Here is a 14,079-nt window from a genome sequence, read left to right as displayed (position 1 = left end):
AATGAGCGCGCGCATCTCCTGCCACATTAAGCGGAGCCGATTAACGTAAGGTGAGCGCTCACGCGGCGGCGGCTGATAGACGGCAGCGGCTTCAAAAGGATCCTCTTCTTGGACTTTGAAGTCAGCGGTTCTCATAGTTTTGATGATCTGATCAGCGATTTTGTCGTTGCCGATATTGCGAAATGCTCCGGCTAGTCGCCCCGCGACGACGGAATGGCCTCCTTCAAGCAGCGGGCCGAGAAGCTCAGACGCATCCTGAATCATGGCGAGTGCGACCCGCATATCGGTGGGGGATTGTCGGAACGCGGCAGGTCCGGCAGATATCAGCGCCGCAGGTAAGGCATATAAACGTAACCCCTGCTTAACGGTGATGTTTGCCTTGCCGGGTAGCGGGGCACGGAGAACGAACAGTGAGGTCTCGTGAGGGAGTGAAACGGGTTTGTTATCGCCACGTTCTGTTCGGGCGAGGAGCTGCCCAGGGACGTTCCAGTTTTCGGCATGGATCGACAGTGACTGTTCCGGCGACAAACTCCATTGATCGTCGAAGCGTTCCTCCAGATAGGCAGCGCAGAAATCCCAAAACGAGGCGTACCATGCCGTACTTTCTCCAACGGGCTCATCCGGGCGGGAAGCAATGTACCAACCCTTCATGACCTCCCGAAGGAAGCCATTTCTCACGAGACGCTCACGGTGGGTTCTCGTGAGCTCACTGGAACGAATGGCAACGATGCTGCGTTCCTGTAGTTCGTGGAGAACTTCCAAGGAAGAGGCTAATTTTTCGGCGGGTGTGGCCATGTTGATGTCTTCTTGATTCCTCTCGGTTTTCGCGCTGCATGGTTACTAGGGTATTGTGTTTTATCATTACAAGGTAATTGCGTCAAATTTATACTAGGTTATTGTGCTTTGTTGTTGCTAGGTTATTCTGTGGCGACACATATGCTCTGGACGGTACGCACAGGTTTGTTACGGACTGGCGGAGGTCGGTTGTCCAATACATTCTGGTGTCGCTGATCGCGGTGGGGGCGCTGACTGAGCGCAAGAAGGGGCTTATGTCGAGTACCCTTAAGAGGGTGGGCCAGCGCCTGGTTTGTCGAGCTGCAAAAGGGAATCAATCACAGGACAGGCAGTCGAGAAAGCGACAGGGTGCGGGTTCTCATCGTGAAGAGCCGAATCGACAGGCACGTTGACGCCGAGTTGAGCAGGTATTAACCGGCAAAGTATAAATACCGTCTGTACCGTATAAATACCAGCGCGAGTTGCTAGGTCTTTGTTTTTGAGTGGTTATTGCTGAGAGGTGATAAGGCCTCTTATCACAGATCAATTTTTTGATGACAAGCTTTCGTGAGAGATTATGTCTGTGGTGCGACTAACCGAAGTGAACTTGTAAACGCAGATTTAGACAACTTGTCCCAGCGATTCGGTATGCACAACAATACTGTTTTGCCGCCCCAGTAGTTCTACCATCAAAAGCGCGCGATCTTCGCCGCGCGGCAACTGATAAATTCCTTTAAGCCCCTCAAACGGCCCCGCCAATATCTCGACCTGATCGCCGGGTTTATGCGGCCAATCTTCGACCTCTCGCGCCTCTAGCTCTGGGCTTTGCTGGCTGCGCAAATACTCAATCACCGCATCTGGCATGCTGGCTAATGACTGTCCAAACCGTATGAGGGTACTCACGCCTACGGTGGAGCGAATCGGCGCTACTGATTGTTCGCCCAGGGGCACGTTAACAAACAGGTACCGCGAGAAGAGCGGCGCTGTCACCCATTGCCAGCGATTCTGCCGCCGTTTGCGTTCGCGAATGCGCGGCAAAAATACCTCATAACCTTGTACCACTAGCTGATCGGCTGCCTGTTCTTCGCCCCTCGATTTGGTATGCACCACCAACCAGGTCATACGGTACTTGCCCCACTCGTTTTGCCTGTTTCTGCGGCGCACCGTAGTGCCTGCATATCTATCGATTGTTGCTTGCTTGAATTTTGGATGCCGCGCAGCGCACTAAGCGCATCGCTTAATTGGTCGTGGGCCAATAAGGTAAAAGCAAATTGCACAAGCAGGGCATTGCCTTGCAGTGCGCTCGCCAGGTCGTTCTTTAGCCATAGCTTTAGATAGGCTCTGCGGAGTGTTCCGGGCGCGGTTTTTTCACTTAGAGTTTTTGCTGCGGCTGTGTGATTGCTAGTTGCGCCCTCGCTAAGGCTGAGCAACCACCACAACATAATCCACGCGGCGGTATTTACACCCCCGCGCTGCAGGAGCTGCAGCGTTGACGCCACAGTACGATCGTCATTGGGGAGTTGCCTGCTAAGGTCCAGCATACGTATGAGTGTGGATTGTGGCGCTGTGGCGTACTTGGCAAACACCGGGTGCACCAGAGCCACAAACAATGCGGCACTGGGGCTAAGAGCCCAATGGTCACCGGCGTCCACCCGATCTTTAAGTAGCGCCGCTGCCAAGGGCTCTCGTGTGCGCCCGGGTCGCAAAATATCCCAGTGCAGGTCGATGGTGAGTGCGCCGCGCTGAAGGTTTACCTCGTGGCTGGCATTGTCGGCATTGGGTCGTAACACATATCCGGCGCTTACCAGACTTGCAATGGCGCGATCGCGGTTGTCGGCACCAACTAATAAGTCGATGTCGGCAGCGGGGCGCAGCGCGGCGTTGTCGTAAAGGCGTTCACGGTTTGCCACACCCTTATATACCGCATGCTCTATGTGCTTTGCGTCAAAAACCGCACGAATCTCTGGCAGCGCGGATTTTTGTAGCAGGTAGTGTGCTGCGGCCTCTGCGCTGAACCGAGACAGCGCCTGTAGCGAGCGATGACTGAGTTGGGATTGCAAATCATGCTGGCTCAGCAAATCGTGCCATAGCGGGGCCAGCCCCTGCTGAGCAATAAAGCTGACAAAGGTGTCTTCGCCAATGACGCCCACTTTAGACAGGTTAAGCGCCAGCACCTCTTTGCTATTGCCATGCAACAACGGCGATAGGGCGATGCGATGGATAAAATAGGGATCCGCCATCGGGCTAGCTAGGCGGCGCAAATCTAAAGCTGATCACCACCGCATTGGATGTGTAGTTAAACAACGCAAGTCCTGACTCGCGCTCCTCATACTGGTAACTCAGCCCCGCAGTGACTCTGGGCAAAAGGTCGTATTCAAGTCCTAGGCCAAACTCTGTGCGTTCGTCTTCTCGCCCGCTGTCGCCTTCAAATTCAAAGCGGTCGTACATTGCCGTCGCTACCAGTGCGGTCCTCGCGCCCAGCGCGCGCGATAAACCCACGTTAAATCCAGTGCGGACCTGACCGCCGGCACCCGGGATAATAGCGTCCTGGTTCTCTTGTCCGGCGCCTATCGTTACTTGGGTCAGTTCGGATGGCGTCCAGGTCATATCCAGTGACAGTGCCAAACCGCTCAGGTCCACAAAGTTGTCGCTCTCGAAGGTTCTGTCGCGATAACCGATCTTGAATTCGCCTGTGGTGTTGGCCGTGGCCTCCCAGGTAACCCCTGTTAGGTACAGCGTTTGCTCGCCGCTTTGGTCATTGCCAAAGACATCGGCCTGGGTAAAGTCAAAGTCCGTGTAATCCATCTGAAACAGCAGCTGCGTGCGCGGCGCTATGCCGTACAAAAACGTACCCGTAAACTGGGTGTTGTTGCTGTCTCTAAACTCCTGCCGGTTATTCAAGAACTCCTGCTCGCTGTAGCGAACACTGCCTTGTAACTGCCCCCGCGCATCCGTTGAGCCATAAAACACCGTCCATGCGCCACCGACTTGCTCAAATTCCGTTGGCGGCTGCCCGGGTAAAAACACCTGGTTATTGATACCCGGTGCCTCTACACCCTCTACGTACTCAATCTGGTAATCGGTGCGCAGGCGTACGCTATGATCCAGCAAGGCGTGGCCGCGCAGGTCCCAGGCGTTGTAGTCCAGCACGTCTTGATCGTTGTAGCGCCGCAGGTCTGCATTTAGGGCAACATCAAACTGATTGGCGCCCGAGTAGGCAAACCAGGCCAGCTCGGGTTGCACCGACAGATAGGTATCCGTCTCTTCCAGCGCGGCCGTGCGGTACACGTTGTCGTCATAGGCAATGTCTGCACCCACTCGCCAGTTAAGGCCCGGCTCACTACCCAGTGGGGTCAGGGTTTGCGCAATACTGCTGGCCGACAGCGCGGCTGTGATAAAAATAACAGGTTTCAAGATAGAGTCTTTGTTGGTGAAAATTCAGAGTCTATCTTACTGCGCTGCGGGCTTAAGCACCACGCTAAAAGTACAGCTGTTATGCGTCTGATCGGCTTTGCATCCGGTCGGCCCATCACGCAACAGGGCTGCGCTTGCGGTCTTTTGACCGAATGTGATGTTCCTGCGTTCAAACATACAGGCCATTATTGTGCTGTTGCGTTGTGCACTGTTGCGTAGAGAGGAAGGTAGGCTAGTATGGCGTCAATGGCATTCGATACGCTCCGTTACGCCCGCCGCCTAAAGGCGGTGGGTGTTCCAGAGCCGCAGGCCGACGTACAGGCAGAGCTCATGGCTGAGGCTTTTGGTTTTTATGCGGACAACCTCCTGACCCGGGATCACTTCACGGAGGTATTGAATGCGCGCTTCGCCGAGCAGGATGCGAGGCTCGAACAGCGCCTTGGGGTCATGGACTCAAAATTCGAAAGGCGCCTCGACGCTATGGATTCAAAGTTCGAGAAGCGCTTCGATGCCATGGATTCAAAGTTCGAGCAGCGCCTCACTGCGTCAGATTCAAAGTTCGAGCAGCGCTTCGATACCATGGATTCAACATCCGAGAAGCGCGTCACGTCCTTGGATGCAAAGTTCGAGCAGCGCTTTGGTAAGCAAGACGCCGTCAACCGCTTGCACACCTGGATGCTGGGATTGATCACACTTGCCGTGGTGATTCCCCAACTGCAGGCCTGGCTTTCCTGAACACCTGGCCTGAGCAGCAAAAAAAACGGGGCCTAAGCCCCGTTCTCCATCGCACCACTTAAGCTTGCTCTAGGCACCTAAGCCACTTCGCTAATCTCCAGCGCCGCGATACGTTTGCCATCGTCCGCCAGTTTCTGAAACTCCACGATCTGATCAAAGTTCATGTAGCGGTAGATCTCTGAGCTCATGGCATCCAGGTTCTTGGCATATTCCATGTACTCCGCCGGTGAGGGCAGTTTGCCGAGTATCGATCCCACTGCGGCAAGTTCTGCAGACACAAGGTACACGTTGGCACCATCACCCAGTCGGTTAGGGAAGTTCCGCGTACTGGTGCTTAGCACCGTAGAGTTGGCAGCCACTCGCGCCTGGTTACCCATACACAGCGAGCAGCCCGGCATCTCGGTGCGCGCACCGGCGGCACCAAAGATGTTGTAGTAGCCTTCTTCCATGAGCAGATGCTCGTCCATGCGCGTGGGCGGCACAATCCACAAGCGTGTATTGATAGTGCCCTTAAACTGATCCAGCAGTTTGCCCGCTGCGCGGAAGTGACCGATGTTGGTCATGCACGAGCCAATGAACACCTCATCCACCTTGTCGCCAGCAACTTCAGACAACAATCGTGCGTCGTCGGGATCGTTAGGCGCACAGACAATGGGCTCTTTGACATCTGCCAGATCAATCTCGATGACCGCCGTGTACTCGGCATCCTTGTCGGCGCGCATGAGTGAGGGGTTGGCCAGCCACTCTTCCATTTTCTTGGCGCGCCGCTCCAGGGTGCGCGGATCGCCATACCCCTCGGCAACCATCGCGCGAAGCAAGGTCACGTTGGAACGCAGGTACTCGGCGACGGTCTCTTCTGACAGATCCACTGTACAACCGGCACAAGAGCGCTCGGCCGAGGCGTCTGACAATTCAAAGGCTTGTTCGAGGGTAAGGTCTCGAAGACCTTCGATCTCGAGAATACGTCCAGAGAAGATGTTCTTCTTGCCTTTTTTGTCGACGGTGAGCAGGCCTTCTTTAATAGCGTAGTAGGGGATCGCATGCACAAGGTCACGAAGGGTGATGCCCGGCTGCATTTCGCCTTTAAAGCGCACCAGTACTGATTCGGGCATATCCAACGGCATTACGCCCGTTGCAGCAGCAAAAGCCACCAGACCAGAACCGGCGGGAAAGGAGATACCCATAGGGAAGCGCGTATGCGAATCGCCGCCGGTGCCCACGGTGTCAGGCAGCAGCATACGGTTCAGCCAGCTGTGAATGATGCCGTCCCCGGGGCGCAGAGAGACACCGCCGCGCGTCATAATAAAGTCCGGCAGTGAGTGCTGGGTGTCGATATCCACCGGCTTGGGGTATGCCGCCGTGTGGCAAAAACTCTGCATGGTCAGGTCCGCGGCAAAGCCGAGGCAGGCCAGGTCTTTGAGCTCGTCGCGGGTCATGGGGCCGGTAGTGTCTTGCGAACCTACCGTGGTCATCAGTGGCTCGCAGTAGGTGCCGGGACGTACACCTTCCATGCCGCAGGCCTTGCCCACCATCTTTTGCGCCAGGGTGTAGCCTTTATCGGAATCAGCCGGTTGCTCGGGCAAACGGAAAAGATCTGACACCGGCAGCCCCAGGCTTTCTCGGGCGCGGGTAGTCAGGCCGCGACCAATAATCAGGTTAATGCGGCCGCCGGCGCGTACTTCGTCCAGCAGCACTTCAGATTTGAGCTCAAACTCGGAGATGGTCTCTCCGGCTTCGTTAAGGATCTTGCCGTCGTAAGGGCGAATCTCGATCACGTCACCCATGTTGATGTTGTCCACGGGCGCTTCAAATACCAGTGCTCCGGCGTCTTCCATGGTGTTGTAAAAGATCGGCGCTACCTTGCCGCCTATGCAGATGCCGCCGGCCTTTTTGTTGGGCACGCCCGGTACGTCGTCACCAAAGAACCACAGGACGGAGTTAGTGGCGGATTTGCGTGACGATCCGGTGCCCACTACGTCGCCCACAAAAGCGACGGGCAGACCTTTGTCCTGAATCTCTTTGACCTTGTTCATGGGGCCTTTGACGCCGTGCTCTTCGGGCGTAAGTCCGTCCCGGGTCATTTTGTACATCGCCAGCGCGTGCAAGGGAATGTCCGGGCGGCTCCAGGCATCGGGAGCAGGGGACAGGTCATCGGTGTTGGTTTCGCCGGTGACTTTAAAGACCGCCACCTTGATGGATTCGGGCACAGCGTCACGGTTGGTAAACCATTCGGCGTCTGCCCAGCTTTGCATTACCGACTGCGCGTGATCGTTGCCATCTTTGGCCAGCTCCGCCACATCATGAAAAGCCTCAAATACCAGCAGGGTGTGCTTCAACTCCGCTGCGGCCATGGGGGCCAGGGCTTCTTCGGACAGCAGGGCTACCAGCGTCTCGATGTTGTAACCGCCGTGCATATTGCCCAGCAACTTGACGGCATCTTCGCGGCTGATCAGCGCGCATTCGGTTTCGCCCTTGGCAATGGCAGACAAAAAGCCGGCTTTAACATAAGCCGCTTCGTCAACACCCGGGGGAACGCGGTTAGACAGCAGGTCGAGCAAGAAAGCCTCTTCTCCGGCCGGCGGTGCTTTAATCAGTTCAATCAGGCCGGCAACTTGCTCGGGGGAGAGGGGCTTGGCCGGGATATTCTGGGCGGCGCGTTCGGCTTCATGTTGGCGATAGGCTTCGAGCACAGTTAACTCCTTGTTCGGTGATGTGTTCAGTAGGGTGGCACGCGGCACTTTGGCCGTTTGGAACCCTGCTTGAGTGCTGCGAAGTATAGACGAGCAAGGCAAATCAGACCAGAAATCAGGGGTTTATCGGCGGTATTCATAAAATAAATGCGCTGCAAGGTGCGTGCTTGTCGTGAAAATAAAGGTGGGCGGCGCTCGGCGCTTAGTGAGCGTCGGTGATGGACACCTGTTTTTGTTTGTCCAATCGACGGTGCATCTGCCGCGCATAGCCATTATCCTTAGCGCATTGCCCCCAACCTGAGCTCGTAGCGCATCAATGCAAGGCTTTCCGCGTGTTAAAACTCCGTGTATCGGCGTCTGTTCTACAGGCATCGGCGATAGTGTCTGTCGAGGTTGTAAGCGTTTCGCTCATGAAGTGATTCATTGGAATGGCTACACCGAGGAGCAAAAGCGCATCGTCGACGCGCGACTGGCACAGTTTCTGGCCCAGTGTGTGCAAAACCGAATCCGGGTGATCGACGCGACGCTGCTGGCTTGGCAGTTACAGACACAGCAAGTTCGTCATAACCCTGATCATGACCCGCATTGCTGGGTGTTTGCGCTGCTCAAGGCGGGCGCCGGGCAGATTGAGAACCCTACTGAATTCGGATTCGAAGTCGATCTGCGGTTTCGCGATGTGCCGCTGCTGGCCTTGCGCGAAGAGATTGACCAGGAATACTTTGCGCTGTCCAGCGCGCACTTCGATCGCTACCACCTGGTGCCGGATCTGTTTGGCGAGGAGCGCGTGTCATGACGGCTGCGATGGTATCAGGGGTGGATATGTCCCCCATCCGCGACTTTTTGCTCTGTGATACACCTCAGGCATGGATTGAGGCCGCCAGTGCTGAGCAAAACCTGCACACACTGCTGATTGACCACGCTAACTGCGAGAAAAAAGCGGCATCTACAGCACTGCAGTTGATGTATCGCTACGTTGAGTACCCCTCGTTACTGCACAAGCTTTCGCGCCTGGCGCGAGAGGAGCTTCGGCATTTTGAGCAGGTGCTGGCGATTATCGAAAAGCGCGGAATGCCTTATCCACAGTTATCGGCTGCCCGCTACGCCGCAGGGCTCAGAGACAAAGTCGATAAGAACGAACCGTATCGCTTGCTGGACACGCTGTTGGTAGGAGCGATTATTGAGGCGCGCTCCTGCGAGCGCTTTGCCGCGGTGTTGCCGGTTTTGGACGACGAGTTGGCGCGCTTCTACGCAAGTCTGCTGCGCTCTGAGTCGCGACACTTTATGGACTACTTGTCACTCGCTCGGGAACTGCTACCGGGCATGGATATTGATGCCCGATTGCAGCCCCTGCTTGAGGCAGAGCAACTGTTGATACAAAGCGTTGATTCTGAGTTTCGTTTTCACTCGGGAGTGCCCCAGTAGTCAGGCTTGCAAAAGTTTATATTTTTGATCAATTAATGATCGCAAGCTATTGTTTTATATCAAACTCTACCAAGTCTATTTTGCCGTCTGTCAGTTCTATGTACCAACCGGTTTGATCCCAGTCTCCAAGAACCCAGCGCGTTCCCGCGACGTCCTCATGACGCGCCGGGCGGTGGGTATGGCCGTGAATTAGCGTCTCACTGCGGGCTTCTTTCATGGCTGTTACGACGTCCCGCTCCGTCACATCCATAATGTCGGCAGCCTTGCGGCTTCCCGCGTCGCGACTGGTTTTGCGAAGATGTTGCGCCAACTCCCGGCGAGCCTCCAGGCTCTGCGACAGCATGCTGGCTTGCCAGTCCGGGTCTCGGGCAAGGGTCCTAAAGGCCTGATAATCGGTGTCCCGGGTGCACAGGCTGTCGCCGTGCATCAGCAGAAGTCGCTGTCCCTGAATGTCGACAACGCTGGGATCCGGAAGTAGCTGCGCGCCTACCCGGGCCATAAAGCGCTCCCCCAGCAGGAAGTCGCGGTTGCCGTGCATGATAAAAACGTCAGGACCGGATTGTTGATAGTCCTTAAGGATGTGCGCGACGTCCGTGGCAATCCGCGCGTCGTCGTCATCGCCAATCCAGAACTCAAAGAGGTCGCCCAGAATATATAGCGCTTGGGCGTCTCGGCGCTGGTCAAGAAACCGGGACAGAGCCTCGGTCACATAGGGCCGAGACTCGTCCAGGTGCAGATCTGATATAAAAAAGCAGCTCTCACTCATAGTTGCGAGTGCGTCGCTGATCAGCTCTCAGAAGCGTCGTCGTCAATGACGACAGATTCGATGATGACGGTTTCAACGGGAACGTCCTGATGTCCACCGCGAGAAGTGGTCGGTACCGCACGAATCTTGTTCAGTGTGTCTTCGCCGTCGACGATCTTGCCAAACACGGCGTAACCCCAGCCCTGCATCGTTTTGCCGCTGTGGTTTAGAAAGTCGTTGTCCTTCACGTTAATAAAGAACTGGGCTGTAGCCGAATGAGGGTCCATGGTACGGGCCATGGCAACGGTGCCAAAGTCGTTCTTCAGGCCGTTATCCGCTTCGTTCTCGATGGGCTCTTTGGTCTCTTTTTGCTTCATGTCAGCATCAAAACCACCGCCCTGGATCATGAAGTTATCTATGACCCGGTGAAAGATTGTGCCGTCATAAAGTCCCTCACGCGCGTACATCAAAAAGTTGGCCACTGAAATAGGTGCTTTTTCTGCATCAAGTTCGAGCTTGATAGGGCCGTAGGTGGTGTGGAGGGTGACCATAGTGAATCCTTGTTCTGATAAAAAGTGCTCAAAGGGTATGTCGTGGCGTGTTTGGAGGCGCCCGCGCCGGGTCCAATAACGCATACATCCGGCAGGGGCGCGATATTACTTGTTTTAGCCCGCAGTGAGAACCACCCGAGCGGTTTCTAAGTGTTAAATGATCCACATCACTTACTGTCTGCTCACAGCCGCAGCCGGTATACTACGCCGCTTTTTAACGGGCGGAGGCCCCAAACCGTGGAATCTGGGACTACCAGTAATAATTTTTTGCGCACCTTGATTGCCGAGGATCTACGATCCCAGAAGGTGACACAGATCGTCACCCGGTTCCCGCCGGAGCCCAATGGCTATCTGCACATCGGCCACGCCAAGTCCATCAGCGTGAATTTTGGCTTGGCCGAGGAGTTCGGCGGCATCTGTCGTCTGCGCTTTGACGACACAAACCCCGAAAAAGAAAGCCAGGAGTTCATTGAGTCGATTCAAGCAGACGTTGCCTGGCTGGGATACAGGTGGGAGGGCCCGGTGCGCTTTGCATCGAGCTACTTTGACACGCTGTATGGCTGGGCCGAGCATCTGGTTGAGCAGGGCAAGGCCTATGTCGATGATTTGAGCGCTGACCAGGCGCGGGAGTATCGGGGCAACCTGACTGAGCCCGGGCGCAACAGCCCTTACCGTGACCGTTCCGTAGACGAGAACCTGGATCTTCTGCGTCGTATGCGTGCGGGGGAATTTGCCGATGGCGAGCGTGTGCTGCGAGCAAAAATCGATATGGCGCATCCCAACATGAATCTGCGGGACCCGATTTTGTATCGCATTCGTAAGGCGCATCATCACCAGACGGGAGATGCGTGGCCTATTTATCCAACCTACGACTTTGCCCATGGTCAGGAAGATGCGATCGAGGGCGTTACCCACTCTATCTGCACCCTGGAGTTTGAAGATCACCGGCCTTTATACGACTGGTTTATTGCCAACCTGCCGGTAGAGAGTCAGCCGCGGCAATACGAGTTTGGGCGCCTGAACACCAGTTACACGGTGACCAGTAAGCGCAAACTCAAGCAACTGGTGGACGAGGGCGTTGTGGATTCCTGGGATGACCCGCGGATGCCCACGGTCGCGGGCATGCGGCGCAGAGGTTACACGCCGGCTGCCATCCGACACTTTTGCGAGATGGTGGGTACCTCGCGATCCGATGGCGTGGTGGATGTGGCTATGCTCGAGCATGCCATCCGTGATGATCTCAACCAGCACGCCCCGCGCGCTATGTGCGTGCTGAATCCTCTCAAATTGATTTTGCGCAATGTGTCTGATGAGCATCCGCCGATAGTAGCGCCCGCGCACCCCTCCAAGCCGGAGTTGGGTGAGCGTGCACTGCCGTTTTCCGGTGAGCTGTTTATCGACGCCGAGGATTTTCGCGAGGAGGCCAATAAAAAATTCAAGCGTTTGGTGTTGGGCAAACGCGTTCGACTTCGCAATGCCTACGTTATTGAGGCTGTGGACGTGCAAAAAGACGCGGCGGGAGAGATCGTGGCCGTCGTTGCAGACCTCATTGAGGGGACCTTGGGCAACGACCCTGAAGATGGGATAAAGCCCAAGGGAGTGATTCACTGGGTTGAGGCGAGCTCAGCGGTTCCCGCTACCGTACGCCTGTACGATCGACTGTTCACTGATCCCGCGCCGGACCGCGGCGGGGCCGATTTTATGAGTTTTCTTAATCCACAGGCCTTGCGCGTTGTTGAAGGAGCATTGCTGGAGCCCGGCGCCGCAGCCGCTGCGCCGGAGACGCGCTTTCAGTTTGAGCGAGAGGGCTATTTTGTGGCTGATCGCTTTGACCATCGCGAAGACGCGCCTGTGTTCAACCAAACCATTGGACTGCGGGATGTTTGGGCTGCCAAGGCCTGATGCGGACTTTAGGAGAATAGAAGAAAGTGGCTCTGCAGCTTTTTAATACACGCGCCAGACGCAAAGAGGCATTTAGTCCGGTCGACCCTGACTGCGTGACAATGTATGTGTGCGGTCCGACGGTCTACAACCTGGCTCACATCGGAAATGCGCGCCCGGTGGTGGTATTCGACACCTTGTTTCGGTTGCTGCAGACGCGCTACGACAAGGTCATGTATGCCCGAAACATTACCGACATCGACGACAAGATTATGCGCGCAGCGCATGAGCAGGGCGTTGCTATTGATGTTATCGCCGGGGAGTTCACACAAAAGTACCGGGAAGACACGGCGCAACTTAATGCTCTGCCGCCCACGCTGGAGCCTCACGCGACCGACAATATCGGACCTATGATTGCGCTGACTGAGACGCTCATAGCCAAGGATCATGCCTACGAATCCGAGGGCCATGTGCTGTTCGATGTCACCTCCATGGACGACTACGGGAAGCTCTCGGGCCGCTCACTGGACGACATGCTCGCCGGCGCCAGAGTAGAGGTCGCCAAATACAAGCGTCATCCTGGTGATTTTGTTCTTTGGAAGCCCTCCACTGATGATGAACCGGGTTGGGATAGCCCCTGGGGGCGCGTAAGGCCGGGCTGGCATCTGGAGTGTTCGGCGATGATCCGAGAGCATCTGGGGCCCACCATCGATATACACGGCGGTGGCCGTGACCTGATCTTTCCACATCATGAGAATGAGCTTGCGCAAAGCTGCTGCGCCTTTGGTGATGAGTTCGTGCGCGTTTGGATGCACAACGCTTTTCTGGATATGGACGGCGAGAAGATGTCCAAGTCCTTAGGGAATGTCGCCACGATTCGCGAGCTGCTGACGCGCTATCGGGGTGAGGTTCTGCGCTTTGCTTTGCTGTCAGCGCATTACCGCTCGCCTTTGAACTTCTCCGAAGCCTTGCTGGAACAGGCGGAGCAGACGCTGACCAGCTTTTATAACACCTTGCGCTCGGTGCAGGATGTCGAACTCGACTATGAAGTGGTGCTAGAGGGAGAGGGGTTTTACGCCGCGCTTTGCGACGACCTCAATACGCCCCTGGCTATCAGCGAGCTGCATGGGATCGCTCGAGACATCAACAAGGCGGCGGATGCCAATAAACCTGTTTTAAAGGCGAGGCTGCTTGCTGCGGGTAACTTATTGGGCATTCTTCAGCAAGACCCTTTAAGCTGGCTGCAAGGCGACGGATCGTCGAATGACGAAGGCCTGAGTGCTGGGGCCATCGAGGCATTGATTGCTGAACGGGTCGAGGCAAAGCTCGCGCGTGACTATGCCCGTGCTGATGAGATTCGTGATGAATTGACCGCCGGCGGGATTGTTTTAGAGGACTCCGCGAGCGGAACCCTTTGGCGACGTATAAACAGTTAGTGTTTTGATTGACGGGGCCATAGCGGATGAGTAACATTCGCGCTCCCTAAATCGGGCTTGCTCACAGATCGCGCGAAAGGTAGTGTAATCGGTGTGCATGGGGTTGTTTTGGTGACGCAGGTCATCGATGTTGAAAGGCTTTATCGGGGTATAGCGCAGTCTGGTAGCGCGCCTGCTTTGGGAGCAGGATGTCGGGAGTTCGAATCTCTCTACCCCGACCAACCTTTCACATTATCCGCTACATCCCTTAGAAGGAGCGCTGCTTTCCTGACTCTGTTTAGGAATGGTCTGGACATGGTTCAGGCGCTATTCAGGCACTGCTGCTCGTTGACCGTTTAGTGGTGGCCGTAGCTCACCGGGTAGAGCACCGGATTGTGACTCCGGAGGTAGCGGGTTCAAGACCCGTCGGCCACCCCATTTCAGCGCTTAAG

General features: G+C 55.8%; 11 protein-coding genes and 2 tRNA genes. 7 read left to right on the top strand and 6 right to left on the bottom strand.

Going from position 1 to position 14,079, the window contains the following annotated elements; genetic code table 11:
- Window positions 1-1,395 precede the first annotated feature (1,395 nt).
- The 3 genes from R0135_RS03700 to R0135_RS03690 are packed head-to-tail and all read right to left on the bottom strand — an operon-like array spanning window position 1,396 to window position 4,188.
- Window positions 1,396-1,896 carry a transcription termination/antitermination protein NusG gene (locus R0135_RS03700; RefSeq protein WP_407348906.1) on the bottom strand — a complete coding sequence of 167 codons (501 nt, stop codon included), beginning with the start codon at window positions 1,894-1,896 and terminating at the stop codon, window positions 1,396-1,398.
- On the bottom strand, window positions 1,893-3,014 hold the full coding sequence (locus R0135_RS03695) for a nucleotidyltransferase family protein (protein ID WP_407348905.1): 1,122 nt from the start codon (window positions 3,012-3,014) through the stop codon (window positions 1,893-1,895). The genes R0135_RS03700 and R0135_RS03695 overlap by 4 nt, the downstream gene beginning before the upstream one ends.
- Before the next feature lie 4 nt (window positions 3,015-3,018).
- Window positions 3,019-4,188, bottom strand: coding sequence for an outer membrane beta-barrel protein (locus R0135_RS03690; RefSeq protein ID WP_407348904.1), 1,170 nt, complete (start codon window positions 4,186-4,188; stop codon window positions 3,019-3,021).
- A 237-nt stretch (window positions 4,189-4,425) separates the two neighbouring features.
- Between R0135_RS03690 and R0135_RS03685 the strand changes: the two genes are divergently transcribed.
- Complete coding sequence (locus tag R0135_RS03685; RefSeq protein WP_407348903.1) at window positions 4,426-4,923, top strand: hypothetical protein; 498 nt, start codon at window positions 4,426-4,428, stop codon at window positions 4,921-4,923.
- A gap of 77 nt (window positions 4,924-5,000) precedes the next feature.
- Here R0135_RS03685 and acnB read toward each other — a convergent pair whose 3' ends face one another.
- A complete protein-coding gene (gene acnB, locus R0135_RS03680; protein ID WP_407348902.1) occupies window positions 5,001-7,613 on the bottom strand; it encodes a bifunctional aconitate hydratase 2/2-methylisocitrate dehydratase in 2,613 nt (870 codons plus the stop codon).
- Window positions 7,614-7,929: 316 nt separating this feature from the next.
- On the opposite strand from acnB, the gene R0135_RS03675 reads away from it, so the two are divergent.
- Complete coding sequence (locus R0135_RS03675) at window positions 7,930-8,406, top strand: DUF1289 domain-containing protein (RefSeq protein ID WP_407348901.1); 477 nt, start codon at window positions 7,930-7,932, stop codon at window positions 8,404-8,406.
- The gene (locus tag R0135_RS03670; protein WP_407348900.1) at window positions 8,403-9,035 is read left to right on the top strand and encodes a tRNA-(ms[2]io[6]A)-hydroxylase; all 633 of its coding nucleotides are present in this window, start codon (window positions 8,403-8,405) and stop codon (window positions 9,033-9,035) included. The genes R0135_RS03675 and R0135_RS03670 overlap by 4 nt, the downstream gene beginning before the upstream one ends.
- A 46-nt stretch (window positions 9,036-9,081) precedes the next feature.
- On the opposite strand, the gene R0135_RS03665 is transcribed toward R0135_RS03670, so the two are convergent.
- Window positions 9,082-9,801, bottom strand: coding sequence for a UDP-2,3-diacylglucosamine diphosphatase (locus R0135_RS03665; RefSeq protein ID WP_407348899.1), 720 nt, complete (start codon window positions 9,799-9,801; stop codon window positions 9,082-9,084).
- A gap of 20 nt (window positions 9,802-9,821) precedes the next feature.
- Window positions 9,822-10,331, bottom strand: coding sequence for a peptidylprolyl isomerase (locus R0135_RS03660; protein WP_407348898.1), 510 nt, complete (start codon window positions 10,329-10,331; stop codon window positions 9,822-9,824).
- Window positions 10,332-10,568: 237 nt separating this feature from the next.
- Here R0135_RS03660 and R0135_RS03655 point away from each other — a divergent pair, with 237 nt between their 5' ends.
- From R0135_RS03655 to R0135_RS03640, 4 genes are all read left to right on the top strand, one after another.
- Window positions 10,569-12,233 (top strand): glutamine--tRNA ligase/YqeY domain fusion protein, encoded by a 1,665-nt coding sequence (locus R0135_RS03655; protein WP_407348897.1) that lies wholly within the window; start codon window positions 10,569-10,571, stop codon window positions 12,231-12,233.
- Between the two features lie 26 nt (window positions 12,234-12,259).
- On the top strand, window positions 12,260-13,648 hold the full coding sequence (gene cysS / locus R0135_RS03650) for a cysteine--tRNA ligase (RefSeq protein WP_407348896.1): 1,389 nt from the start codon (window positions 12,260-12,262) through the stop codon (window positions 13,646-13,648).
- A gap of 144 nt (window positions 13,649-13,792) precedes the next feature.
- Window positions 13,793-13,869: transfer RNA gene (locus R0135_RS03645), tRNA-Pro, on the top strand.
- Between the two features lie 120 nt (window positions 13,870-13,989).
- Window positions 13,990-14,065 (top strand) — tRNA-His (locus R0135_RS03640).
- Window positions 14,066-14,079: the final 14 nt, after the last annotated feature.

The sequence above is a fragment of the Congregibacter variabilis genome (assembly GCF_045689235.1).
Taxonomy (GTDB): domain Bacteria; phylum Pseudomonadota; class Gammaproteobacteria; order Pseudomonadales; family Halieaceae; genus Congregibacter; species Congregibacter variabilis.
This window is presented reverse-complemented; position numbering and strand designations above follow the sequence as displayed.